Raw genomic sequence first — 25,639 nt, 5'->3', positions numbered from 1 at the left:
GCTACTGATATTACGTTTAATGCATAATTAATTATCCAAAAATAATAACTTTAATAACTAAGCAGACACTTGCAAGAAGTTTATTTTAACAAATAATTGTTTTTGTTTTCTAACCTAAGTTAGATGCTTGGTAGCTAAGTTTGCTGATTTCTAGGTAAAATAGTTGTTTTTACCCAGAGATTAAATTTTTCAGATGATCAAGCAATTGTTTGCAGTGGCTGGCGTAGTAGTAGCAATCAATGTCGCTACTCGCATGGTTGCTCATCAGCAAAATTTATCAGAGTTATCAGAATCGCAACCAGCTATCACCCAATCGGTAACGCCTCAACCTCCGGATGACCAGAGCGTCGAGACAGTAGCTGCGCTACCTTTGAGGTTAGAGATTCAGCTAAGTAGCCGTAAAGTTACTCTGTATCGGGGAGAAACACCAATTAAAAGTTATCCTGTGGCAGTAGGTCGTGCTGGTTGGGAAACTCCGACTGGTAATTTTCGCGTAGGTCAGATGTTAAAAAATCCTACTTGGATTAGCCCCTTGACGGATGAGGTAATTCCAGGAGGACACCCTGACAATCCTCTAGGATCGTATTGGATTGGGTTTTGGAGTGATGGCAAAAATTCAATAGGTTTTCACGGAACTCCTAACCCTGAAAGCGTTGGTACTGCAGCTTCTCACGGTTGTATTCGGATGTATAACGAAGATGTTGAAGAGTTGTTTAATCAAGTAAGTTTGGGAACTCCTGTTACAGTAGTAGAATAGCTCAAGAAACCACGTAAGTTATGACTGTTTTTGGTGTATAAAAAAGAACTTTTGGCAGTCATTTAAATTGAGGTTTGTAAGTAAAAAAAAACTAGATAATGACACGCTGATTAGCATTGATAAACAAAACGTATCAAAAGCACAAACTACGACCCAAGGAAGAGAAAATTTTTAACGCATCTTCCTAAACTGAGTAAAAATTCCCAGTTGTGCCTTTATGAACCAACTGCAGGCGAAACTTAATGACAATCATATGATGGTTCGCCTGGTCGTTAGTAGTGTGTAATTTGAGGAGAAATCAATGCAAACACGGAAACGCCAAATGCTGCTCAAGCTTACAGGTTTTTTAGGATTTGCTGGCGCGGCAATTCTTGCTGTCCCCGCTGTAAATCAAACTAATTTGATTCAAAGCGTTGTTGCACAAACAACTGACCCGGCTGCACCTGGAACAACGACTCCCGGTGTAGGACAACCGACTGACCCGGCTGCACCTGGAACAACGACTCCCGGTGTAGGACAACCGACTGACCCGGCTGCACCTGGAACAACGACTCCCGGTGTAGGACAACCGACTGACCCGGCTGCACCCGGAACAACGACTCCAGATGCAACAACTCCTGGTCTAGGAACTGACCCGGCTGCACCTGGAACAACGACTCCAGATGCAACAATTCCTGGTACAACTACCCCTGGAGTAGGAGCACCAACTGATACAGACACTGATAACGACGTTGACAATAACGGAGCGGCTGGAACTACCCAACCTGCCGATCAAGGCGTCCGCGCTCTTTGGTAATCAGTGGTAGCTATCAACTGTCTTTGTTGGATACAGTTCAGCGTTACCTGAACTGTATCACAATCTCAGTTACAATCAGTGATTTCGATCACTTGATAGATTATCATTTCCAAATTGAGCTGGGAATTTTAAGCTAGCCCAAGTTAATTGCTTGACAGTCTCGATGTTGCCTTGCTCAGCAGCGTTTTTCAAGTCTCGCTTGTAGTGGGCGTTGGCGATCGCTTCTTCTTTAGAACGCGAACTTGTTTCAAAGCACTTTTCTAACGCCTCAAAAATGCCATTACGGCGTGCCATTGTACGATACTGGCGTTCGGTATCGAGGAGCTTTGCCATGAGTTCAAGATGCATCGCGTCATCGCCGCAAATTTCTTCCAGTACAGCCCACTCATCGCTACCAAGTAACGCGCGATCGCTTCCTGGGCGCGGATCGCGAAACACCTCACCCGTCACTTCTTGATAAATTCGCGGTAAGCTGTCGTCAAACTCGTGATTTTCTTCTAACCAAATGCGACGGATCTCACTTAACTCTTCTAGGGTGATTAAGGTAAGGTCGCGCATCTCTGCTGGTGCGGTGCGTTGAATCTGTGTTTGAATTGTTAGGAGTCTTCTGAGCCAATATTCTCTTGCTTCTTTAATATAGGGACCAGGAATTGGTTCAACAGAGATATCGCCATCTAAGTTGCGTTCGTAAAGTTGTACGTTACCATTTCTTCGCCTAAAATCTCGTCTTTCACGATTTTCTTCTGCATCTAACTCCATACGAAAATCAAGCAGTGGTTGCATCCATTCTTTCTCTTCATCGTTCTGGATCATGGCTGCTAATGATTTATCGTGACTAACCAATGTGCAAACCCAACAACCAAAACGAGAACTTCCACAGCTAGGAGTCGATGTATCCACGACTAAGGGACATTCGTTGTCAGCCGTAGCACCTCGATACATTGAGAATAAATCTTTGTTGCTATATCGCCAAGGATTCTCCCACTGCATTAGATAAAGCCACACTTCATCATTGCGCCAGTCTTCGATGGGGCTGTAGACTAACGAGTTCGGTAAATTCATGTTCGGACTAAGGCGCTCTCTTACCCGCTTAGCTTCCATTTTTTTCATTCTGTTTGCACGCTTTGTGCTTTCAGCTTTACGAGTACCTAAAACAAGAATAGTTTCACCGTTTGTTCTGATCGCATCGCGAATAAACCGGTTAGATGGATTAATCTTAAGACGCTCGGTACACCAGCGAAATTTTCCTCTAGGCGCTGGATAACCTTTACCGATTAAACCTACCCAGAATGTTTCCTTAGCCTCTGGCTGTAATAGATGCGGTTGAAATGGTAATTTCTGCGCTTCAGCCTCAAGCTTCATCTGTTTGAGCGAGTTACGCACCCAAGCAGAGACAATGGGATTTTCTACTAGTGTGTCTGTGGTGATGACGTGAATTGTTTTGGTTCGCTTGGAGGGTGGGAGAGATGCGATCGCATTCCACACAAGTTGTAAAGTCGCAGTGCTATCTTTTCCACCGCTGTAGCCTACGCACCAAGGTATTTCGTCTAAACAGTACAATTCTTGAATTTCAGTGGTGAGAGCTTGAATATCTTCAACTAAATCTGCTACAGTACGTGTCTGCTCAGCGCCAGTTTGTCCGAGGAACATAACTGGCTCTCTTTGGTTGTGTTGCTGTTGTGCTGTAGACATTTTGTCCTTTTCTACTGAACTTATGCAGTGTGGTTACACAAGTCGAAACTACGCATTTACTAACGACTCTTTTTAAGGGCAACCTCTGTATAGTCAAGTTTAAAGGTTTTTAAAAACTTTTAGCGATTAATTTCTTTGTAGCTTAAGCTTTGTAAGAACTTCTATTTGAAGAAATGATGAATAAGAGAGTAGCTGATACTACTGGTAAATATCGCCGAGAAAACAAACCAGAGGAATTGGCTTCATCGTTAGCACGGTATTTAGAAAATCGAATTCTCGTGCAAACAACAGCGATGGGTGGTACTCAAGCTTACTTAGGGTCAGTTACCTTGGAATGGTTTGCGCAACAAGTGCGTTTTGCATCATGTTTACCGCTACTTCAGCCCAAACATAATCTTGCAACAGACAATGTGGAAGTTGATGCGGATACAATTGCAGAAATTCAGCAACGTCCGCTTGATTGGTCGCGGCAAATACCACTGGTACAATACTTAGTAGCGTGGAAAAACCACAAATTTCCACCAGTGCTGGTTGTCATTCATCAACCATGGGTAGATAATCCGGAAGCAGCACAATGGGATAGTGAAGGACGCGCTACAAAGTCTACTATCGATTTTACGCCTTTAGACCGCGATGGTATTGGGTTACTCGACATCGCACCCGCAACCACAATTTATGCACTTGATGGTCAACACCGCTTGATGGGAGTACAGGGGTTGATGGAATTACTTGAGACGCATCAACTTCAGCGTTATCGCAAAGACAAGACTCCTGATGGTAGTGTTATTACTTTAAATGATTTGATCGAGCATTATCAAGTAGACATTGATTATTTAGAAAGTTTACCGCAAGAAAAAATAGGAATTGAGTTTATCTGTGCAGTCGAGAAAGGCGAAACCCGCGAACAAGCACGACAACGAGTAAGATCGATTTTTGTTCATGTCAACTTGATGGCTGTTCCTTTATCGAAAGGTCAACTAGCACAGTTGAATGAAGATGATGGATTTGCGATTGTGGCGAGAAAAATTGCGACGACGCATCCACTTCTAGAACAAAGAAGCACGCGAAAACCCCGTGTTAATTGGAATAGCGCCACAGTTGCTACTAAATCTACAGTTCTAACAACGCTACAAGCACTCAAAGAGATGTCGGAGCGATATCTCGGACAAAAGTTTTTGCATTGGAAACCATTGTCTAAAGGTTTGATTCCGATACGCCCAAGTGATGAAGAACTAGAAGCGGGAATTTTAGAATTTCAGCAGTTATTTGATCATTTAGCAACGCTACCAAGTTATCGAGTACTCGAAGCGGAAGAAACACCTTTACTACGACGCTTTAGCTTTGAAAAGGATGGTGGTGAAGGAAACATGCTTTTTCGCCCTGTTGGTCAAGTTGCTTTAGCCCAAGCGTTGGGAATCTTAGTTTTTAAAAAAGGTTTCTCACTCAAAGATATCTTTAAGAAACTTCGCAAGTTTGATTTAGAAGGCGGTTTTAGTAGAATGGAATATCCGCGATCGCTTTGGTATGGGGTATTGTACGATCCAAATAAAAAGCGCGTACAAGTTGCAGGGCGCGATTTAGCAGCAAAGTTAATCGTTTACCTTCTCGGCGGAATTCAAGAACCGATGGAACGCGCCGAACTGCGTAAAGCCGTAGCCGATGCGAGAACTGTCGAAAAACAGGCGATCGGCTTTGACGGTCAGCTTGTAGAACCAAAAGCGGTAGGATTACCACCTATGTTGTAATTCATACATTAAGAATGATTTTGAACGATTAAGTCTTAATTCATTAACAACAGACTTCTTGCAGAAGTACTTAAACTGTCATGTTGAGTAGAGCGAAACATCTCGCGGCTACATTACATGGAACCTGCCCTTAAGCGATAGCGTTGCGGCTAGAAATGACACTCGTAATTTTTCGACTTTTGCAAAATTTCTATTAAATATGAATTTTCTGTAGCAAACAATGCTATCAAATTTAGTTAATTAGTGTTAATAAAAATGGTAGCTATTAACTAGTGGTTAGTCACTATTCACTAACTAAAAAGAAAAATTATTTAGCCGGCAATGATATGGTTTTAAAGATTAGTTCAAGATAGAAATTTACTTAGGTCAAACTCTTCGTTTGACTGTTCTTGCTGTTCGCGTTCATAACTAAGCATTAATAGAAGTCGCTCAGAGTAATCTACTGCTCCACGTAATTCATTTTGCAGTATTTCTAGTCCCCCATTAGCATATTCTTCAAAGATCAGATTACGTTGAAACTCGGCTTCCTCAGTGAGTGAGAGAATTTTGATGTCTTTTGTTTCCGTAATTGCTAGTAACTTAATTATGCAGTCATGCCCCATTGAGGCAAAATACTCTAATCTAATAGGAGAAGGTTCTCTTTTTGAAATCTCTCCTAAAGGTACTCGTCTATTGTGCTTTGCACCTAAAGCAGCAGCAAAGGCGATCGCATCTGCAAAGGTTTGAAAAGGACCTGTTGCACCGTCAGTTGATAGCAAGGATTTAACTAAATCAGCTTTGTCTTTTGCTACTCTAATTCTGCCAGTTTCTACCATTTTCTTAAAGCTTTTTAGTAATTTGTAGCGCAGTGGTTACCTCTAACCATTGCGATTTACCTCGAAAATTTCAGTATACTCAAACTCATTAGGACTTTGTCTGACTAAAGGATATTGTTGTCCTGCAATTTCAATTGCGTCTTCTTCACAATCCGGTTTAGAAGAATAGTAAGTTAGAACATATTCCTTACCAATTCTCGAAGTTATTTCTGCTTCGACTTCTCCGTACCACTGGGTATTACTCACTAATACAATTAACTGATTTGCTAATTGTGGAATAATCTTGGCAATTTGTCGCCGATAAGTTTCATCTAAACTCCCAAAAGGCGAATCCATTACTATCGGAAATGTATTACTATCAGCTACCATCAACATTTTTCTTTCGCTCCACTCGCGCACTTTGTCGATGATGCTACCAATAAATGATAAGCTAAGTATTTGATTTTCGCCTGTAGAAGCTGCAACAGGTGCTTCAATACCACAAGTATTTTCTATTAATGTAAGTTCGTATTTTTCACTAATTTTAGGAATATATGGTGTTATAGAAATTTCATTAAATATTTCTTGAATTCTTTTTTCTAGCTGCAAGCGGAATTGTTTTTCTTGGCGTTGTTTAACTTCGGTTAATCGCTCAATGGCATCTAAAGTTGCAGTAATACGTCGTTGTGCTAAGGCTTGTCTTTCTTCATTCAATTTTTGTTTTGCAATTTGCTTATCTAATTCAGCGGCTTCTGTTTTTAAAGCATCAATCTGCTGATTTTTTTCACCGCGTTCAATGTTTAATTCAGCTATTTTTTTGTCAATATCATCCAATCGAAGTTGCAAATTGCGAATTTCTTCACTAGGATCTTTACGCAAACGTTCTTGAATATTATCTAATTCAGCTTCGATTTGCGATATGCTTTCTCTTAATTGATGAATTCGTAATTGTTCGCGATCGGCATCTTCCCAAAAAGTAGTTGCTTGTTTGTCAATTTCGTCAACTTGGGCGATTGTCCGAATCACAGTTTCTTGCATAGCAGAAGAACCAGCTTGATTTAACAAGTTGCTAACGTTCTGACGCGCATCACTTCCATCATCTAGTTGCGTACCGCAAATACAACGGCGATCGCGCAGTATTTCTTGCACAAATTCTTGTGAAATTCCTGCTGTTAACTCACCGCGCTGCTTTAAATCTGCAATAATTTCTCGAAATTGATTTGTCGTTGACAGTAGTAGTACACTGTACCCGCGTGTAGAAATTGTTTTCTTGAGGGTTGCTTTACTTTTTCGTAGTTCTTCTTGATTTATTGTTTTCTGGTTTTCTAAATTTTGTCGTCTTTCCTGTAGGTCTTGCGCCGCAGCAAGTTCGCGTAGACGGTTGCTTGTTTCTTTCCTAAAAGTGTTTTGATATTCTAACTCTTGAGTAATCTCACTTTGTCGCTGTATAATTTGTTCGATCTCAATTTCTATCTTTTGCCGTTCTCGCAAAAGTTGTTTTGTTTGAGCATCACCAATTGATTTTAATTCATTTTCTAGCGTTTTTTTTGCTTCACTTAGGTGCTTGATCGAGTTATCAATGACTTTCACACCTAAAAAGGTTTTAGTTGCTTCAGCAATTTCGGCTTTCTTATCCGATCGCACAATCTGTTCAATTCGCTCGCCATCAAAAAAGAAATACTGATGTAAGCTTGACGGTAGAATCTGATTGATGACGTCTTCTGGATGTTGTGGCGAAGGATACCACCGCCCATCATCACCAGCTACCTGCATAAATAACTGCGTTTTACTCGCGTCGAAGTTGGTGTCATTTTTGTACGCGCGACATTCTCGTTTCACGCGGTAGCGTTTGTTGTCGTGTTCCCAAAAGACTTCTACCCAGCATTCGATTGCTTCTCCGATGTTTGCTTCAGCGATCGCCCGTTTATTCACAAGTTGTTCAGCTGATGCAAACGCCGCACTAAACTTCTCATACAGTACCCACGTAAATGCATTTAAGAAACTTGTTTTCCCTGCACCATTGTTACCGTGAATAATCGTCGTATTACGATTTATTCCTCCTGCAAGAACAATTTCCGGTGTTTTGCCATAAAATGAACGAAAGTTACACAGCCGAATTGAAGTTAGCTTCATCGCACTGCTTCCTTGACAATCCGCAAAATATCATCGTTGATATGGCTGTTGGTTTTTTTATCAAGTCTGCTCTTTTCTAGCTTCCATACCCGTTCGATGATTTGCCTGACTTCCGGTGGTGCTGTATCGATAGGCTCTTGCACTTCGCTAACGTTGTCTTGTAGATTCATCAGAGTTTCTACGTAGTCATTATGCTACATTTTACCTCTGTATTCTGTAGCGATCGCATCCATCAAGACACTTTTACATTGTTTCTTTTGTACAGCTTTGAATTATTAACTTTTGATAAATTCAGCAAAAAAATCGCTTTATTTTTGGGGTTACTTTCTGGTATTATTTGAATTAATAAATGATTTTCTTTATACTGAAAATCTGTCTGGATTTTAAAATTTTGTAAATATTTCCATTATTTTAAATATACTATAGATTGTTAAAATAAGCAATCACAATTACCCTGAGCTCTTGCACCAATTTCATCTATTACCCACTCTCCCACCGCTAACAGTCATCTGATGATATCAGACTGAATCAGCCTTTTAGTCCACTTTGAGTGGGCTTGAGCTATGAGCCTGGGAATTAATTCCCAGGCAGGCTGTCGGGTAAGTGAGAATAGTGCAAGATCTCAGTTATCTCTATTTCATCTTTATTGCTTGCGCTTTCCTCACTACGCAATCTTTGGAGTTCATATGTAACCCCTCAAGACTCCGTGCAGCCTCCAGCTATTCACAGCGAACCTTAACAAAGCTAAGCTATGTGGGTAACGCGCAAAATATAGTCTTGGACTAAAATTAACAGCACAAGGCTATTTCAAAAGAAGTATAGATTTTTACATCATGTTGCAACAAAGTGCCGATTATTGGGTTGCTTAGTGTTTAGAAAATGGAACTGTCAGTCAAGGCGAAACGCAGGATAGCGCGAGTCTTGTCAAGATATTTACGAGTCTAGAACTGATATCTATTACGCTCCTGTTCCAATAAAGGAATTGCATGAGTTTTTGACTGTGGAATCAAAGGAGCCAGAATCAGAAGTTTACGAGTTTAGGGCAGTTTATACCTAAAAATATTCCCTCCCTCAAGCCAAAGCAATTAATTAAACTTTTAGAAAAGGCAGGTAGCACATTTTACCGCGAGGGTAAAGGGTCTTTATACCCGTGTTGTTGAAGGGAATACACGAGTCGTCCCAATCGATATAGGAGCAAAAGAAATGTCTCCTGCTTATGTATTGCGAATTTTTAGGCAGTTCGGATTGACGGATGAAGAAATTGAAGACTTGTTGAAATAGCGATCGCACAGGACAAAAAATCATGGAAGCCAACTGCCGAAGCTCGCTCACTAAAATCGCAATTCGCGGTTAAATGTTATGAGGTTGAGATAGTAGTAATGCTTTGTGTCTGAAAAACCTTCTCGTTCGTTAGCTGGAATTGCTGGGATCGTTGCAGTTGCAACTTTGCTAAGTAAACTCGTAGCTCTTGTGCGTCAACAAGCGATCGCGGCGGCGTTTGGTGTTGGTGTGGTAGCGAATGCTTATAGCTATGCGTACGTTGTTCCTAGCTTCTTCTGGGTACTACTCGGTGGTGTCAATGGACCGATTCATAGTGCCATAGTCAGTGTTTTATCCAAACGCAGCAAGCAAGAATCTGCGCAGTTAGTCGAAACCACAACCACACTGGTGAGTGGCTTACTTATTCTGATTACTGTCATCTTAGTTGTCTTTGCTGACTTTTTTATCAGCTTACTAGGTCCACAGTTGAGTTCGCAAACACAAGCGATCGCCACTGTGCAACTGCAAATTATGGCACCGATGGCATTACTTGCAGGGTTGGTGGGAATTGGCTTTGGCACGTTAAACACGGCAAATCAATATTGGCTACTCTCAATAAGTCCAGTACTTTCTAGCATCACAATCATTATTGGACTGGGAATCTTAGCCTTTCAGCTAGGAAACGATATCGTCTTACCGCAATACGCTTTACTTGGCGGACAAGTTTTAGCTTGGGGAACGCTGGCTGGTGCAATTTTACAATGGCTTGCTCAACTTATTACGCAATGGCGATTAGGATTAGGGACTCTGCGCTTAAGATTTGATTTTCGTTCTCCTGGAGTCCGCGAAGTCATTAATATTATGGCTCCCGCAACGTTTTCTTCAGGAATGATGCAGATCAATCTCTATACCGATCTGTTTTTTGCTTCAGGAATTGCAGGCGCAGCAGCAGCATTTAGCTACGCTGGTTTACTTGTGCAAACACCCTTGGGCATTATTTCAAATATGATTTTACTGCCCTTACTTCCAATGCTTTCGCAGTTAGCCGCACCGGAAGATTGGGGAAATCTCAAACTGCGTATTCGTCAAGGGTTACTCGTTACAGGTGTAACGATGCTACCATTAGGTGCGTTATTTGTGGCTTTAGCCGTTCCGATTGTACGCGTAATCTACGAACGCGGTGCTTTTGGGCAAGCAGGTTCGCAGCTAGTCGCGTCAGTACTCATGGCGTATGGTATTGGTATGTTTGTCTACTTAGCGCGCGATGTTCTTGTGAGAGTGTTTTATGCGTTAGGTGATGGTACGACTCCGTTTCGCGTTAGTTTACTCAATATTATCCTCAATGCGGGGCTTGATTACCTTTTGGTGAAGCCTTTTGGCGCGCCAGGGATTACGCTAGCAACAGTAGGAGTTAACTTTGCTTCAACGATTATGTTTCTCCTCATTCTCAACCGTCGGCTGAATGGTTTACCATTACGTGAGTGGAGCATACCGATTTTCAGCTTAATTGCTAGTAGCTTTGTTGCTGGAACTACCAGTTGGGTGACGCTTTGGGCTACTCAACAAGTCCTCGGTAGTGAGGGGTTCATTGTTCAGTTGTTGCAACTGACTATATCTGGTTTAGTCGGACTTGCTGTATTTGCCGCGATCGCTTTGCAGATGAAGTTACCTGAAGTTGATTTAGTAATTTCGCGCCTGCGCCAGCGGTTTGCAAGATAACGAGGATTAAAATCGACTTTGATACTTCTCCACAATATCGATCAAGTTCACTTGGCATTGCATCGGTAATAAATCGATTAAAGGAATTTCTCTTCTCCCACCGCCAATCTTAATAGGCATATCTTTTAAAATTGCTAAAACTTCGTCTTCATTCACAGAATTAGCCGAAAGAAGTGGATAAAATTTTTCTGCTAAAACCTTGTGCAACTTTGCATCAGAAAGATAAAGATGCCATTTAGCAACATCGATATAGATATTTTCGCCGATTTCAGCTGCTAGGGCTTCGAGAATTTCTGTCGTACTTTGGTTAGCCATAGTGTTTAATCTCACTTTGCAATCCTGTCACTGTCACAATTTCTAATTAACGATTGATTTTCATCTATCTTTAAGTAGACTTTGAAGGGTTTTCTGGTTCTGAATAATCAGCGATCGCCGAAATATAAATTAAATGCACTAGTAACACAACTAACCAACTTGCTGTTAACCAAGGTAGCCAAGTCCAAGTAATCGACTTGAGGTTGTAGAAGAACCACAATCCAGAGTTTGTCACAGCAAAAATGGCGACGTGCGTTGCAAAATTCATGCGATCGTCCAAGCGACGATACGCTGGATCGCGGCGATCCGGTTTACGCGGCCAACGAGGAGGCATAAGTCGTTATGATTATTGAGTAACTATAGATATCTCACTTATTCTAAAATTTTCTGGCACATTCTTGCTAAGGACAGGGCGAAGATAGAGAACTAGCCTAGCCATTTCACCGATGTCACGTATCGAGACAATTCACCATGATGATGACAAAAGCGAATTGCAACTAAAGAAGAGAAATGGTATCAAGTAGTACATCCAACTTGCTAGCGTTCTCGAATAATTTAGCCGCAGACGTGGAACAAGCCGGTAGTCTGAAATCTTGCAGCATTCTCAGTTTAGCCATACAGCCCGCCTGAGAATCAATTCCCAGGCTGTTAGCCCGCATTTTATAATGCAGGGCGAGCCATCGGGGAACAGATGAAAATGGTGCAAGATCTGAATAGTAGCAACAGTTGTAGTGAATGCGCGTCACCGGATATATTTGCGTGGAGTGCATTGGCAGCCTAATGTAATAGTTACTGCCGATCGCGCATTGAAACGTGAAGAAGAAATCACTGTTATATGGCCCTAATCAAATATGGTTAATGCTGCTCCAATTACCAATTACCAGTTACCAAGCCTTCATTTATACTTCTTTTTACCCACTTACTGAGTTCTTAATAAATTTCTCTCCAAGATTCAACGGTTCCCCTACCAATTTCACTATCAATAATTTCACCGCTTTCTGTCACTAACCTAATCTGGACATTTTCAATTGGAGTCGATCTTAAAGCTTTGGCAACATCAGGAGTAATCGCAAATGTGCTATTACTACCATCAAGTTGATAAACTTGTTCGCCTGTACGAATAAAAAGTCTTACAGCATTTTGCGTATTGGTTGCGATTGCGCATCTGGGAACTGGAAAGCTAGCGTAAGGAAATCCTGTATATATGAACCTTCGTCCTCGATAAGCGATAATGCGAGGCGCAAACACGCGATTAGCTAAAAATCTCCTCGAATACGCGCAATTTCGCTCTCTAGAAGCTAATAAGAAACGAACTGAATTGGGACTCCAAAGACTTAAAATTTCAAATCTGACGTTGTTATTAAGAAACCTGCGACTAAAGTAGTTGCGGTCAAAAACTCCAAGATAACTTCCTTCAAAAGGATCGTTAATTCTGACAGGACGCGACCAAGGAACATCCATATTTTGCCCCAAAGCTGCAGAACTCACAACCGGAACTTCTTGAGCAGCTTGTGCTATTCGACTAGGTACAATACCAACAATAGAGGTATTAGCTACTGCTAAGCTTAGTAATAATATTTGCTTAGTCAAGTTGGGGATTTTGCGACTGAAGATGTTGTTCATTTGCCTAGCCGAACTCGATGCACGCCTTATGATGATTTTAGCGACAAATTAGGGAAGGCGGTTGCTGGCAGTATTAGAGCTTTGATAAAAGTGGGAGAATAATAAACCACAAAGGACACAAAGAAGAGTGGTTTTATTAGTAACAAAGTTGAAATTTAAGGTACGAAGAGTTATTTTCTAAAACATGAGGATGCTACATTTTCATGAATTCATGGTAGTTGGTGATGAGAAATATTGTGCGATCGCTAACACTTATTCATAACTCACCTCTATCGACACTGACTCAACAATGGGAAGGTATTACTGTTGAATATAGTTGTATGAATGCGGTTAGTGAATTCGATTTTGCTATGCCTAAAACTGCAATTAGTGTTGCTTTTGCACCGCACGATCGCGTTACTTGGTCAGTTGATGCTGCTGTGAATCAAATGCTGCGAAACTATAGTTTTGTACTGGTAAAACCTCAATTAGGGAATAAGCTACTAGATACATTGAAACTCAATCAATTTAAAGATTGTATTGAAGAAAGTTTAGCACAAAAGGTCGCAGTTGCTGATGTGGCGGCTGTCGTTCACAGTGGATATACCGCAGTGCAATAGCGTAACTACTCTTTTTGCCGTCGAATTCGCAACAGTAATTGAGAAATGAAAACCATGATGGGTAACTCAATTAATGGACCAATGATTAATGTCAGAGCAATTAAAGGTCGATGGGGAAATGTAGAAACAGCGATCGCTAAAGACAAAGGAGAGTTACGAGCTAAAGTAGTGCAGCTAAAACAAGCTAACTCTTCGTAAGAAAAACGCAAGCAACGTCCAACCCATTGCGCCAACAAAAAATTTGTCACAAAGAACAAAGAAACAGGCACAAAAAGCAGAAATAGTAATTCTGGGCGCTGTAGGAGTGTACTTCCTTCAGAAGCAAAAATAGCAATAATTGCTAGATTAAGGCTAATAACTTGCACTACTGTAATTTTTGCAATTGTCTGCTCAAACCAAATATTGCCTTTCCACCAGAAAACAAATTGTCGCGAGACTATAGCTAAAAACAGAGGAACAAGTAATACCCAAACCATACTTTCTAAAAGTTGGATAGGGTTTAACTCAACTAACGTTTCTGCAAAAATGAAGAGATAAGCTGGAAGTAGCAGGATTTGCAATATCAAGTTTAATGGTAATAGAGCAGTTGCCAAAGCGACATCTCCACCTGCAACTCCCGTAAAAACAAGATACCAATCTGTACAAGGTGTAACCATTAGCATCAGTAACCCTACTCGTAAATCAGGGCTACCTTGCAGAAATACAGCACCCAATCCCCAAGCAAAAACAGGTGTCCACAGAAAGTTAACGAGTAAGCTTGCGAGTGTCACCTTAAAGTTGCGCAGTACTCGTCCAAATCGTTTTAAAGGCAGTGGCAAAAACGTTGCGTACAACATCATTCCCAGCAGTGGCACAATAATTGTTGAAGCAACATCGCTAAACCATACTGCCTGAGCTAGTACTAGCCCGATCAAAATCGATAGCAGTACTAAAAACGGTTGGACTTTATCGAACAACGTCATCTTGCCTGACAAAATTCCCCATCTGAGGCAGAACTATTTGGCTCAACTACCATACCCAGGTTGGATGCAATCTATGGGTAAGTGTGGAGAGGTAAAAGTAGCACTAGACTTTTAGTATATTCACTTATGCCGATAAGATTTGCTGGGTTGTCAGTTGTAACTGTGGTAGAAGTTTAGAAATCTGCTGATTTGCCGCGTACACTATTCGTTGATAACTTTCCTGATTGAGCAAACATACCGTCACTTGATTCATTAATGGATCGACAATCCAGTATTCAGGAATGCCAGCGGCTGCATATTCTAGTGTTTTACGATTATAGTCTCGATCGATAGACTCTGGACTGACAACTTCGACAACTAATGGTGGTGGAGTTTGGATAATCGCCGAAACATTTTCGATACTTTGCGCTTGTTCATTCGTAATAATACAAACATCAGGTCGTCGGGAGTTCTCGTTTGTTGTTTGTACTTCTGTACCACTCGGACGAACTTGTAAAGCTAGCCCCCGTTTCTGGATTTCTGAGTAAAAATAAATCAATAGCAAAGTCACGATCGCCTCATGCTTGCCAGTCGCAGGAGGCATTTCTAACAACGCTCCATCCTCAAGTTCGTAACGCTTATCAGTACCATCTGTGTAAGTTTTGTACTCCTCCAACGTTAGCTTTACTGGCGTTTTGCTCATCGCCGCCTCCAAAAAATGCAAATCTCAGATCGCAACCATCACCAATTACCAATTACCAATTACCCATTATGGTAATCTCCCGACTTCCCACCAGATTTACTAACCAAATGAATTGCTTCAATCGAAATCGACTTTTCCAAAGCTTTTGCCATGTCGTACAAAGTTAGCGCCGCAACTGAAACTGCGGTTAACGCTTCCATTTCTACACCAGTTTCTGCTTTGGTTTTAACTGATGCCCTAATTTGATAACCAGGTAAGTGTGAATCTGGTTCAATCTGCACTTCGACTTTGTGCAACGGTAAAGGATGACACAACGGAATTAAATTCGCTGTTTGTTTCGCCGCCATAATTCCCGCAAGTCTTGCAGTCCCCAAAACATCGCCTTTCGGGGCGTTTCCCGCTTGGATTGTGGCAAAAGTTTCGCTCAACATTCGCACACTTGCTGCTGCAACAGCTTGGCGCACAGTCGCCGTTTTGTGCGAAACATCAACCATTTGAGCTTGTCCTTGACTGTCTAAGTGCGTCAAGTTAGAAGAATTTTGAGAAATTTGTTCCATTTCACTTTTTCGTGATAGTATAGATACTCGCGAGAACAAAGCGAACAGCTTTTAAGGGCGTGTAGCTCAGTGGACTAGAGCACGTGGCTACGGACCACGGTGTCGGGGGTTCGAATCCCTCCTCGCCCGTTTTATTTACCTTAATGCATAAACATCTTTACCTTTACCTAGTGCAAAGCGTAGAGAATGCGGGATATCTTTACTCGATTGTGTCAGGAAAACAACGATCGCCAGCGCCGTTAAGCTTGCCGCAACACCGAAAAGATGGCGATAACCAATTTGCTGGGCAACTGCCCCTAACACAGGTCCTGCTACTGCAATTCCGACATCGAACCCCACCATACACAAGCCAAACATTCGTCCGCGTTCTTGTGGTAGCGCGCGATCGGCAACGACTGTAGCCACCATCGGAATTAAAATACCAGCACCTAAGCCTTCAACAGAACCAGCAATTAAAAACGCACTAGCACTATTCGCAAACCACAACAGCAACATTGATAGAGTATAAAAAATTAAGCTAAGCGTAATAAATAAACCTCGTCCGTAGCGATCGCTTGCCCTTCCTGTAGGAATGCGGATCGTAAAACTCGCGATCGCTGCTGCTGTATAAAATAAACCGACATTAAGCTCCACACCAATCGATTGAATATACAATGGCACAAACGTACTCAAAGTACCAAACGCCAACCCAACCAAAAGCAATATCAGTGCTAAAGTCCGAATGCGGGGACTACCCAACAGCTGCCAAAAGCGGTTATCCGCTGCTTGCTGTTTCAGCAAATTAGCGACTGGATTCACAACTTGAGATGCAAACACTATCCCCAACATTCCCAAGCCTGAAGACAGCAAAAACAAGGCGGTGTAACCAACACTTGCTTGTAAATAACCGCCTAAAGCAGGACCTATTGCCATCCCCAATGGATTGACTAAACTCATACCACCAATAATTGCACCGCGACTTTTCGCTGGGGCGATGTCTGCAACTAAGGTAGTATACCCACTCGAATAAGCGGCAATACTAATGCCATGAAATGCACGAATCACCATTAGTAGCCACAAGGATTTTACCATCAAGTAACCCAACGGGGCTAAAGCAACCGCACTCAGGGCAATGATTAACACCAATTTACGACTGCGCAAGTCCGCCAGCTGCGCCAACCAAGGACGCATAGTTAACAACCCAATCGCAAAACTGCCCATGACAACGCCAATCTGCTGCGGCGTCCCACCGATATCGTTGATATAAAGTGGTAATGTTGGCAATAACGAAGCCAAACTCGACCAAAATAATAAACCCGCAATAAAAAGAAACTGCAAGTTACGGCGCGGTTGAGAATCAAGCGTCTGAAAAACGTTCAAAGTTCAACTAGTAAGTAAAGTGGTTAGATACGTAGGTTTTACTTCCAGGCTGGTTATTGGTAACTGGTAATTGGTAATTGGCAAGAATACTATTACCCATTCCCCATTACCGATTACCCATTACCTATTCCCCACATCCCATTGTTACTTTACTTAATATTTTTGCCCACAACCTCTCGCACGCGATAGATAGGTCGTCCTTGCGATTCGTGGTAAGTACGCATCAACAACTCTGCCAACAACCCAAAACACAAGAGTTGCACTCCAGCGATAAACAACACAACCGCCAAAATCAACAGCGGACGATTCCCAATACTCTGCCCTAAACCCAACTTCAAAAACGTTAAATACAAACCGATCGCCGTTCCCAACAGCATCGAAATTAGCCCGAACAAACCAAAAACGTGCATCGGGCGCGTCAGGAACGTTTTCATAAACCAGATTGTAAGTAAATCCATCAACACGCGAAACGTGCGCCACAAGCCATACTTACTCTTACCAAACCGCCGCGCATGGTGACGTACAGGTAACTCGGTAATTCGCGCGCCCTCAATAAACGCCAATGCTGGTAGAAAGCGGTGTAACTCGCCATATAAATGCATGTCCTTGACAAGTTCCGCATTATATGCTTTTAAAGAACATCCATAATCGTGCAACTGCACCCCAGTTACTCGCCCAATCAACCAATTCGCAATTTTAGAAGGCAACAATCGTGTTAAAGCCGCATCCTGCCGTTTGTGCCGCCAACCACTCACCAAGTCATACCCTTCCTCCAACTTAGCAAGCAACAACGGAATATCCGCTGGGTCGTTCTGCAAGTCACCATCTAATGTGACGATCGCCCTACCCACAGCGTAATTAAACCCCGCAGCCATCGCCGCCGTTTGTCCGTAATTGCGCCGCAACAACACCGCCCGCAAATCAGAACGCAACAACGCTTGCTGTTTCAACCACTGTGCCGAACCATCGCGCGAACCATCATCCACACAAATAATTTCATAACTGTACCGCGACTGTTTCAAACTCGCAGCGATCGCCTCAATCAAATGCGGCAAACTCTCCACCTCGTTATAAACCGGCACCACCACCGAAACATCAGGGTTACTCTCTGTTGAAAACCCATTCTGTTCCACACTCCCCGCCACAACAATACCTTTCATCTACCCTTCGTGTCCTTTGCGTCTTCGTGGTTTATAACTTTCAATAATCCTTCCCAGACCTCTCAACTGCTGATAATACGATCGACTCACTGCATCCCCGTGTTCCGACAACCGATCAATACCAATACCATTACGCCCCATCTTCTCCCCAGAACTATGGATGTAATAACCATCTCCCAAATAAAGCCCGACATGAGTTGCCTTCTCAACGCCAAAAAACACTAAATCCCCTGGCATCATTTCCTCTACCGTAATTGCTAGCGTAAACGCCTCTTGCTGATACGCATCCCTCGGCAACCACACCCCAACAGAAGCAAACGCCGCCTGCATCAAACCCGAACAATCGTAATTAGGTCCTACAGTACCACCCCAAAGGTAGTAATTGGGCTGCTGCATCGCCGCCTGCGTAAACTCGATCGCTTGCGGAATTAACTTTCTAATTTCTGCTTTTGTTACAACCTTAGCTTCATACAGTTGCGTTGCCACTTGTAATTTGCCAACATCCGCAAGTGAAAGCCAGCCAGGATAGTCATCTTCACACAAACATACCGCGATCGCAGACTTTTGTTGCGATACTACTCGTAAATGTCGCCCTTTAGCTGCTTGTGTTGCCAAGCGATCGCATTGTGGAGAATCATAAATATTCAGATGCGTTTGACACTCATATTCAGTAACTTGTAACTCTGTTGCGGTCATTTTTGCTGCTTTCTGACCCAATTCTTATAATCTAGTTCTAACTTAAAAGCTAATTGCGAGTTATGACTTTTTTCTTACAAGACGAACAACTAAAAAATCTTGGCGATCGCATTTTACAAGCAACTTGGAAAGAATTTCCGCAATTGCCGCAAAATTCTTTAGCTTTGACTTGGATTGTCTACGACTCTCCAGTTCCAGTCAACACTGGCGGGGCTTTAAGCCCTAACGCTTTTTGGAATTACCAAGTGCGAGGATTTAGTTATCGTGGCGACGAACGAATTTATCCAGCAAGCGTCGTCAAATTATTCTATCTTGTCGCGATCCACGAATGGTTAGAAAATGGCATGGTGCAGACTACGAGTGAGTTAGAACGTGCCATACGTGACATGATTGTGGATTCGAGTAACGATGCCACCAGTTTAGTTGTAGACGTGTTGAGTGGGACGACAAGTGGTCCCGAATTACCACCAGGACCATTCGAAACTTGGAAATCGCAGCGTAATATCGTCAACCGCTACTTTCAGTCGTTGGGCTGGGAAGAAATTGAAAAGATTAACGTCAATCAAAAAACTTGGTGTGAAGGTCCTTACGGGCGCGAGCGAATATTTTTGGGCGAGATGATGCAAAATCGCAATATGCTGACAACGAACGCGACGGCGCGGTTATTGCACAGTATTGTGGGTGGCGTGGCGGTATCCCGCGAGCGATCGCAGGCGATGATGACTTTACTGCAACGCGACCTCAAAGATTTGGCGACGGATGTGGAAGAAAATCAGGTGACGGGTTTTTTGGGTGCGGGTTTACCAGATAATGCACAGTTATGGTCTAAGGCTGGGTGGACATCTCAAGTGCGTAACGATGCGGCTTATGTTGAGATTCCTGGAAAGCAGCCTTTTCTTTTGGTGGTGTTTGTTGAGGGTAAAGCACACTGTCAAAATCAGCAGCTTTTACCGTTTATTTCGCAGCAGGTCGTGCGAGAGATTTTCTGAACGAACCACAGAGGCTTAAAGGACTCAAAGGATAGAGGTATCGAGAGAATTTTTATCCTATCCTGACCTCTGACCCCTGACCTCTGACTCCTTCCATGTAGCAAATTCCAGCTTGTTTGAAGCGATTCAATACTTCTTGCAGGCGATCGCACTCTGCTATTAAACTAATGCGTACGTAACCTTCACCCGCAGCACCAAAGGCGTTTCCTGGAGTGACGACAACGCCAGTTTGCTGTAATACATCGAGCGCGAAGTTTGTGGAAGTGGTATCTTTAGGACAAGGAACCCACAGATACATTGTTGCTTTAGTTTTGGGAATATTCCAACCGAGTTCGGCGAGTCCCTTAATCAGGAAATCGCGGCGTTGTTGGTAGCGTTGTTGGACTTCGTGTAAGTACACATCAGGGAGTTGAAGTGCGGTTTCGGCTGCGGTTTGCAGTGCGGCGAAAATCCCGTAGTCTAAATTAGTTTTAAGCGTGCGTAAACCTTGAATAATGTGGCGATTTCCCACAACAAAGCCAACGCGCCAGCCTGCCATGTTGTATGTTTTAGAAAGTGTATGAAATTCGACGCCGATTTCTTTTGCACCAGGAATTTCGAGTAAACTCGTAGGTTGATAACCGTCAAAGGCAAGTTCGGCGTAGCACAAATCGTGAACTAATAGAATTTCGTATTTGCGGGCGAAGGCGACAATTTCTGTAAAAAATTCCCTGGGTGCAGTCGCTCCAGTGGGGTTGCTGGGATAATTGAAATATAAAATTTTAGCTTTTTGGGCAACGGCTTCGGGAATTTTAGATAAGTCAATCAGCCAATCGTTTTCGGGTGACAAATTTAAGCTATAAACATCACCACCTGCAATTACAGGGGCGCGAAAATGTGCGGGATAAGCGGGAGAAGGTACTAAAACAACGTCGCCAGGATTGATATAAGCGATCGCTAAGTGTCCTAGTCCTTCTTTGGAACCGAGTAACGGTAAGGCTTCACTATCAGGATCGAGTTTCACCGCATAACGACGATGATACCAATCGGTAATCGCGCGGCGGAAGCTTGCGGTTCCTTCAAAGGGAGGATAACCGTGATTTTTTGAATTTTGCAAGGCTGCGATCGCCGCTTCTACGACAGGCTGCGGTGTCGCGCCATCAGGGTTTCCCATACCCAAATCAATTAAATCCAGCCCTTGTTCCCGCGCTTTGGCTTTGAGTTCGTCTAAGCGGGCAAACACGTACGGGGGCAATTTTTGGACGCGATCGGCTGGAATCCAATTCAAACTCATTCAGTTACCTCATCGGGAATCATCCTCACAGAAGGATTGACGGAATTACTCATCGGTGCTGTTGTCGAAACCATCGCCGCCATCAGTTGTTCAGGTGCAACTTTAAAGGGTAATCGGTGAATATCCGACTGCGGAGCGCAGGCTATTTCAACACACCTTTGCAGGTCTTCTATTGTAATACCCCCCATGCCCAATTCATTTAACGTTTTTGGTAATTTAATTTCGTCATAAAATTTGAGTAATTGTTGCCGTGCGGTAGCCGCAAGTTGATTGCCTTGCAGCATTTCTTCTAAGCGCAGTTGTACCAAAATTCCATACGCAACTTTTTCACCATGAATGCTGTGATGGATGTGTAGATGCGTCAATCCATTGTGTACCGCGTGGGCGGCGACAGTCCGACATTGCGCGCCACCAAGTCCCCCAACAACACCAGCAAGTAATACAGTAGCATCGACAACTTCACGCCATACCGCGCTTCCTGGTGCTTGCAGGGCGGCGACAGATTTTTGGAACAAAATATCGCGTAAGACTCGTGCTTGTTGTACAGCAGCGATGGTTAAAGTATCTTCAGAAGCAGCACTACTCACAGAGGCTTCGTACCACTTTGCTAAAGCATCGCCAATTCCAGCAACTAAGGTACGCTGCGGTGCTGTCTGAATCAAGTCATAATCGAGGAGTACCAAATCGGGACACCGCGACAAACTAACATCATAGAGAAAGCCGCCTCGATCGGTGTAAATATTAGAAAGTGCTGTCCATGCAGCACACGTTGCTGCTGATGTCGGAATTGTCACCACAGGTAAGTTGCACTGATGCGCAAGTAATTTGGCTGCATCAAGGGCTTTACCACCTCCTGCACCAACGATCAAATCGGCTTGATGCGCGGCTACTGCTTGTTTAAGCGCGGCTAAACTTGCTTCACTCGAATCACAACCATAATCAGCCGTTGCCACTTGTAATTGCTGCTGTTCTAATACGGGTTGCAGTAGTGGTAAGGTGACAGCCAGCGTGCGATCGCCGCCAACAACTAACGGACGCCTACCCAGTTGGGCGATTTCTGCTCCTGATTGCGACAAAATCTGTGTGCCGCGCAACACGCGTGCGGGTGCAACAGCCAACGTTAGGACATTATTAGTAGCAGTTTGTGTCGTTTGAGTCATCGATGCTTAGTTTATCTGAAAAATTATGCTGAGGATTTTGGTAATTTGGCGAATTTATCCGAAAAAATTTCAATTTGGATTTGTTCGTCTTCGCGATTGCGCAGCGATCGCTTAACGTCACCTAAGTACAACGGTTGGGAAACGCCAGGTTCAGGATGAATGACAGTTCGCGCGCGGATGTTGAGTTGGTCTTGTTCGCGACCGAGACGACCGTAGGAATATAAATCGCTAGCTGCTTGCCGTAGCGTCGCTTCTAATTCTGTTTCAGTAATTGTTGGCGGTACTGAAATGACGGCTTGCGTTGCTCCATTGTCGTAAACGACAGAATACCGTACCGCACCAGGAACTACTGTACGGACAATTGGAACTAAACTCAACGCAAATAAACCTCCTGTCAGTACCGCCATGAAGCCGGTAACTCCCACCAACTGAAACCGAACGCCCCACTTAAAGATAAAGCCCGCGATCGCTAACACCGCGACAATCAGTGTCGTAATACCTGCCCATTGCGTAAGTTGAAAAAATTCAGCTGTTGTGAGCATGACGTTGATGAAGTGTAATATAAGGCAATTAGCTGTCAAGCAGGGGAAAATAAACGTAACTAAAAAAGGTTGGTCATTGGTAACTGGTAATTGGTAAGAATATTGCTCAACTTCCCAGTACCTAATGTCAACACGTATGATGTTTGACCGCGTTCATCTACTCGGTAACTAACTATGAGCTACCTGCGGATGATGATGTTTAAAGGTCAAACGTATCATATTTTACGTGTCTTCGTTACTAACAAATCCATGCGTGTTGGGTGATTCTAACGCAGCTTTTAAGGTATGCCACGTGAGGTTTGCGCATTTAATCCGTACAGGAAACTGCGATACACCTTGCATCACATTGAGTTTGCGAAGTTCTTTGGGAAACTCATCTTCGCCTTTCATCATCTTTTGAAAGCGCTGCACCATTGATAATGCTTCACTAATTTGCTTCCCGCGCAATGCATCTGCCATTAAATCGGCTGACGCCATTGCGATCGCACATCCTTCGCCTTCAAATTTCACATCTTCAATTGTGTCACCAGCATCATTGAGCTGGACGGTAAGTTCAATTGTGTCTCCGCACGAAGGATTATGCCCGCGTTGCTGGCGATGCACTGGATTCGTTTTACCTTTGTGTCGAGGTTTTTTATAGTGTTCTAAAATGACCTGCTGATACAGATCGCGGACATTACTAAGTGCCATAATTGCTGTACTACAACGTTGTTGATCGTTATTTTGATCCTATCAGTCAGCAACAGAACTCACTGTTTTATCTCCCCACCAGACAACTCGTCCTGATACCAAAGCCTTAACTTCTGTCGGTAACTGTACTAACAACCGACCACGCGCATCAATTCCGACAGCTTGACCGGAAAATTGCTCGCCTGCTAGTTCTATCTTTACCGGACGACTATACAGAAAATCGCGATCGCGCAACTGTGGAATCAAGGCTGCAATTCCATTGCGTTGACAAATATCGCTGACTTCTAGTAAATAGTGCCGCAGTCTTTCTAGCAGTGCTAATTCCTCTGGCACGCTTGTTGAAACTTGATGCAAACTAACAGCACTATGAACTAAATCGGGTTCTAAGCCAGCTTGGGTGAAATCAGCACAGCGGTTGAGTCCAATGCCAACAATGACACGAGTATAAGAGCCGCGACTTACCGCTTCACACAAAATTCCTGCTAGCTTACGCCCTTCAATCAATACATCATTTGACCACTTCAGCCATAGCTTTGAAGATAAATCAGGAAGTAAATCTTCCACAGCATAGATCGCTGCTAAACCAGCGGCTAAACTCAGTCCTGGTAATTGCGAACTGTGTAGGCGATCGAGAATAAAACTAGCTGTCAATACCCCAGGGGGGGCATGCCAAGTCCGCCCATGTTGACCGCGCCCCGCTGTTTGTTGTCGCGTAAACGCAACTTCTCCATGCCGCAAATCATCTCTCTGCATAGCCCAAGTGTTTGTGCTAGGGCAACTTTCCACCCAATGCAACCACGAGGGCAAACAACTTGAATCAACACCAGTGCTGGAAAATGGATTTAATGGCACGTTCTACGCAGAATATTGTAAGGATCAGGGGTAAAAGTCAGTTGGAGTAACGGGTCTGAGTCTCTATAATTAAAGCACGATCCAAGATGAGAGTCATTCTTCTTGCCTCTACTTTAACTCTGACCCCTGTTATATCCCTGGGAGGGGGATTGACTTTTTGGCAATATTGAGTATTATGGTAAAAACAAATATTTGACATAATAATTCAAATAGTAATTAGACAGGAATTTGCTTCTAGGGTTCCGATTCGGTATTTTGACAACCGAGTGGCTGGTCCAAGAGAAGCAGCCAACTTAAAATTCTGAGTGTCGGAATCCGAGTTGGTCACACGGCGGGAAAAAAGCCCGGGAGAGCCACACAAGATTGAAGTGTTGGTAACTCCTGGGCTTTGCCATTTGAGAATGTCACTTCTAACATCTCAATTGATTATCGAACCGTAACAGGAGACTTTCATGGTGCAAGCATCTGTTCAACCCTCAGCAGCAATTGACCCTAGCCTGATTTTACTTGATGAAAAACTGCCTGGTGGCGCGTACTGGCATGGTGTCATCAAGCGGGGAAATACCCTACGCGTGACTGACTTGGAAGGTTCGCAAGGTGTTTCGCTCATTTGCTATAACGCGGACAATCCGATCGAGCGACTAAATGTTGCGGATACTGCCAAAATTCAGTTCAATGCCTTTTTGAAAAAGGGCATGGTAATCTACTCCGACATGGGACGGATTCTGTTTTCCATTACCGAAGATACCTCTGGTCATCACGACTTGATCTGCGGATGCAGCAATGCAGCAAGCAACGCGGCAAAATACGGTGAAGGTCCTTACAATAAATACGGCGAAAGCGATTACAACAACTCGCGGGACAATTTCCTCAAAGCACTAGGTAAACGCGGCTTAACGCGCAAAGATCTGATGCCCAATATTAATCTCTTCAGTCGCGTAGCAGTGCATCCTAATGGCGACTTAGAATACATCACAGGCTGTGAAAAACCTGGTAGTTTTGTTGACCTGCGGGCAGAAATGAATGTGTTGGTCGTCATTTCCAACTGTCCGCACGTATTGCATCCTGACACTGTTTACAAGCCTAAGCCGATTCAACTGACAGTTTGGCGATCGCCCGCACCTGCACCCGACGACCTGTGTCGCACTGCCAACGAAGAAGTGATTCGCGGTTTTATCAACACCGATGCACTGTTTGCTCAGATGTAGTTATAGCAGAGGTCAGAATTAAAAGTTGAATCGCCAGAATTGCTCTTCCATCATGTCTTAACTCGATTGACCATTG

Annotated in this window: 25 protein-coding genes, 1 tRNA gene, 1 pseudogene and 1 riboswitch; of the genes and pseudogenes, 9 read left to right on the top strand and 18 right to left on the bottom strand. The window is 43.3% G+C overall.

What is annotated here, in order from left to right:
* Positions 1–193: 193 nt before the first annotated feature.
* A complete protein-coding gene (locus B1A85_RS01690) occupies positions 194–757 on the top strand; it encodes a L,D-transpeptidase (RefSeq protein ID WP_210404127.1) in 564 nt (187 codons plus the stop codon).
* A 301-nt stretch (positions 758–1,058) separates the two neighbouring features.
* Entirely contained in the window at positions 1,059–1,553 is a 495-nt protein-coding gene (locus tag B1A85_RS01685; RefSeq protein ID WP_104545195.1) for a hypothetical protein, read from the top strand.
* Positions 1,554–1,628: 75 nt separating this feature from the next.
* Here the strand turns inward: B1A85_RS01685 and dndC are convergent, their stop codons facing one another.
* Positions 1,629–3,245, bottom strand: a complete 1,617-nt coding sequence (dndC, locus tag B1A85_RS01680; RefSeq protein ID WP_246841292.1) for a DNA phosphorothioation system sulfurtransferase DndC — start codon at positions 3,243–3,245, stop codon at positions 1,629–1,631.
* Positions 3,246–3,421: 176 nt separating this feature from the next.
* Here dndC and B1A85_RS01675 point away from each other — a divergent pair, with 176 nt between their 5' ends.
* A complete protein-coding gene (locus B1A85_RS01675; protein ID WP_104545194.1) occupies positions 3,422–4,990 on the top strand; it encodes a DGQHR domain-containing protein in 1,569 nt (522 codons plus the stop codon).
* Positions 4,991–5,334: 344 nt separating this feature from the next.
* Here the strand turns inward: B1A85_RS01675 and B1A85_RS01670 are convergent, their stop codons facing one another.
* From B1A85_RS01670 to B1A85_RS23795, 3 genes are read right to left on the bottom strand one after another with little or no spacing between them, the layout of a single operon-like run.
* Positions 5,335–5,805, bottom strand: coding sequence for a DNA phosphorothioation-associated protein 4 (locus tag B1A85_RS01670; RefSeq protein WP_104545193.1), 471 nt, complete (start codon positions 5,803–5,805; stop codon positions 5,335–5,337).
* Positions 5,806–5,847: 42 nt separating this feature from the next.
* Positions 5,848–7,917, bottom strand: coding sequence for an AAA family ATPase (locus tag B1A85_RS01665; protein ID WP_104545192.1), 2,070 nt, complete (start codon positions 7,915–7,917; stop codon positions 5,848–5,850).
* Positions 7,914–8,087, bottom strand: coding sequence for a hypothetical protein (locus tag B1A85_RS23795; protein WP_168192329.1), 174 nt, complete (start codon positions 8,085–8,087; stop codon positions 7,914–7,916). The genes B1A85_RS01665 and B1A85_RS23795 overlap by 4 nt, the downstream gene beginning before the upstream one ends.
* A gap of 879 nt (positions 8,088–8,966) precedes the next feature.
* Between B1A85_RS23795 and B1A85_RS25890 the strand changes: the two are divergent.
* Positions 8,967–9,198 (top strand): annotated as a pseudogene (locus B1A85_RS25890) (type II toxin-antitoxin system HicA family toxin).
* Positions 9,199–9,303: 105 nt separating this feature from the next.
* On the top strand, positions 9,304–10,896 hold the full coding sequence (gene murJ / locus B1A85_RS01645) for a murein biosynthesis integral membrane protein MurJ (RefSeq protein ID WP_104545191.1): 1,593 nt from the start codon (positions 9,304–9,306) through the stop codon (positions 10,894–10,896).
* Between the two features lie 6 nt (positions 10,897–10,902).
* Here murJ and B1A85_RS01640 read toward each other — a convergent pair whose 3' ends face one another.
* The 3 genes from B1A85_RS01640 to B1A85_RS01625 form a co-directional block, all read right to left on the bottom strand.
* Positions 10,903–11,211, bottom strand: a complete 309-nt coding sequence (locus B1A85_RS01640; RefSeq protein ID WP_104545190.1) for a DUF3181 family protein — start codon at positions 11,209–11,211, stop codon at positions 10,903–10,905.
* A gap of 70 nt (positions 11,212–11,281) precedes the next feature.
* On the bottom strand, positions 11,282–11,545 hold the full coding sequence (locus B1A85_RS01635; protein WP_015188348.1) for a 2TM domain-containing protein: 264 nt from the start codon (positions 11,543–11,545) through the stop codon (positions 11,282–11,284).
* A gap of 596 nt (positions 11,546–12,141) precedes the next feature.
* Positions 12,142–12,834 carry a hypothetical protein gene (locus B1A85_RS01625; RefSeq protein ID WP_104545189.1) on the bottom strand — a complete coding sequence of 231 codons (693 nt, stop codon included), beginning with the start codon at positions 12,832–12,834 and terminating at the stop codon, positions 12,142–12,144.
* A 224-nt stretch (positions 12,835–13,058) separates the two neighbouring features.
* On the opposite strand from B1A85_RS01625, the gene B1A85_RS01620 reads away from it, so the two are divergent.
* Positions 13,059–13,433, top strand: a complete 375-nt coding sequence (locus B1A85_RS01620; protein ID WP_210404126.1) for a hypothetical protein — start codon at positions 13,059–13,061, stop codon at positions 13,431–13,433.
* 5 nt (positions 13,434–13,438) lie between these two features.
* Here the strand turns inward: B1A85_RS01620 and B1A85_RS01615 are convergent, their stop codons facing one another.
* The 3 genes from B1A85_RS01615 to moaC all read right to left on the bottom strand — a co-directional run bounded on the left by B1A85_RS01615 (position 13,439) and on the right by moaC (position 15,634).
* Positions 13,439–14,395 (bottom strand): arsenic resistance protein, encoded by a 957-nt coding sequence (locus B1A85_RS01615; RefSeq protein ID WP_104545188.1) that lies wholly within the window; start codon positions 14,393–14,395, stop codon positions 13,439–13,441.
* 124 nt (positions 14,396–14,519) lie between these two features.
* Positions 14,520–15,077: a Uma2 family endonuclease gene (locus B1A85_RS01610; RefSeq protein WP_104545187.1), complete on the bottom strand. Its 558-nt coding sequence runs from the start codon at positions 15,075–15,077 to the stop codon at positions 14,520–14,522.
* Positions 15,078–15,136: 59 nt separating this feature from the next.
* A complete protein-coding gene (gene moaC / locus B1A85_RS01605) occupies positions 15,137–15,634 on the bottom strand; it encodes a cyclic pyranopterin monophosphate synthase MoaC (RefSeq protein ID WP_104545186.1) in 498 nt (165 codons plus the stop codon).
* 55 nt (positions 15,635–15,689) lie between these two features.
* On the opposite strand from moaC, the gene B1A85_RS01600 reads away from it, so the two are divergent.
* A tRNA-Arg gene (locus B1A85_RS01600) sits at positions 15,690–15,763 on the top strand.
* A gap of 6 nt (positions 15,764–15,769) precedes the next feature.
* On the opposite strand, the gene B1A85_RS01595 is transcribed toward B1A85_RS01600, so the two are convergent.
* The 3 genes from B1A85_RS01595 to B1A85_RS01585 form a co-directional block, all read right to left on the bottom strand.
* Positions 15,770–16,993, bottom strand: a complete 1,224-nt coding sequence (locus tag B1A85_RS01595; RefSeq protein ID WP_104545185.1) for an MFS transporter — start codon at positions 16,991–16,993, stop codon at positions 15,770–15,772.
* Between the two features lie 149 nt (positions 16,994–17,142).
* The gene (locus tag B1A85_RS01590) at positions 17,143–18,153 is read right to left on the bottom strand and encodes a glycosyltransferase (protein WP_104545184.1); all 1,011 of its coding nucleotides are present in this window, start codon (positions 18,151–18,153) and stop codon (positions 17,143–17,145) included.
* The gene (locus tag B1A85_RS01585; protein WP_104545183.1) at positions 18,154–18,849 is read right to left on the bottom strand and encodes a C40 family peptidase; all 696 of its coding nucleotides are present in this window, start codon (positions 18,847–18,849) and stop codon (positions 18,154–18,156) included.
* 62 nt (positions 18,850–18,911) lie between these two features.
* Here B1A85_RS01585 and B1A85_RS01580 point away from each other — a divergent pair, with 62 nt between their 5' ends.
* Positions 18,912–19,838, top strand: coding sequence for a serine hydrolase (locus tag B1A85_RS01580; protein ID WP_104545182.1), 927 nt, complete (start codon positions 18,912–18,914; stop codon positions 19,836–19,838).
* Positions 19,839–19,890: 52 nt separating this feature from the next.
* Here B1A85_RS01580 and B1A85_RS01575 read toward each other — a convergent pair whose 3' ends face one another.
* The 5 genes from B1A85_RS01575 to B1A85_RS01555 form a co-directional block, all read right to left on the bottom strand.
* Positions 19,891–21,111: an aspartate aminotransferase gene (locus tag B1A85_RS01575; RefSeq protein WP_104545181.1), complete on the bottom strand. Its 1,221-nt coding sequence runs from the start codon at positions 21,109–21,111 to the stop codon at positions 19,891–19,893.
* On the bottom strand, positions 21,108–22,271 hold the full coding sequence (locus B1A85_RS01570) for an iron-containing alcohol dehydrogenase family protein (protein WP_104545180.1): 1,164 nt from the start codon (positions 22,269–22,271) through the stop codon (positions 21,108–21,110). The genes B1A85_RS01575 and B1A85_RS01570 overlap by 4 nt, the downstream gene beginning before the upstream one ends.
* Before the next feature lie 23 nt (positions 22,272–22,294).
* A complete protein-coding gene (locus B1A85_RS01565; RefSeq protein ID WP_104545179.1) occupies positions 22,295–22,813 on the bottom strand; it encodes a Ycf51 family protein in 519 nt (172 codons plus the stop codon).
* Between the two features lie 222 nt (positions 22,814–23,035).
* A complete protein-coding gene (gene sufU / locus B1A85_RS01560; RefSeq protein ID WP_104545178.1) occupies positions 23,036–23,503 on the bottom strand; it encodes a Fe-S cluster assembly sulfur transfer protein SufU in 468 nt (155 codons plus the stop codon).
* Between the two features lie 42 nt (positions 23,504–23,545).
* Positions 23,546–24,289 (bottom strand): biotin--[acetyl-CoA-carboxylase] ligase, encoded by a 744-nt coding sequence (locus B1A85_RS01555; protein WP_256387434.1) that lies wholly within the window; start codon positions 24,287–24,289, stop codon positions 23,546–23,548.
* A 289-nt stretch (positions 24,290–24,578) separates the two neighbouring features.
* Positions 24,579–24,708: riboswitch (guanidine-I (ykkC/yxkD leader) on the top strand.
* 99 nt (positions 24,709–24,807) lie between these two features.
* Here B1A85_RS01555 and B1A85_RS01550 point away from each other — a divergent pair.
* Positions 24,808–25,563, top strand: coding sequence for an urea amidolyase associated protein UAAP1 (locus tag B1A85_RS01550; RefSeq protein ID WP_104545176.1), 756 nt, complete (start codon positions 24,808–24,810; stop codon positions 25,561–25,563).
* The last annotated feature ends 76 nt before the right edge of the window (positions 25,564–25,639 follow it).

It is taken from the genome of Chroococcidiopsis sp. TS-821 (assembly GCF_002939305.1).
Taxonomy (GTDB): domain Bacteria; phylum Cyanobacteriota; class Cyanobacteriia; order Cyanobacteriales; family Chroococcidiopsidaceae; genus Chroogloeocystis.
This window is presented reverse-complemented; position numbering and strand designations above follow the sequence as displayed.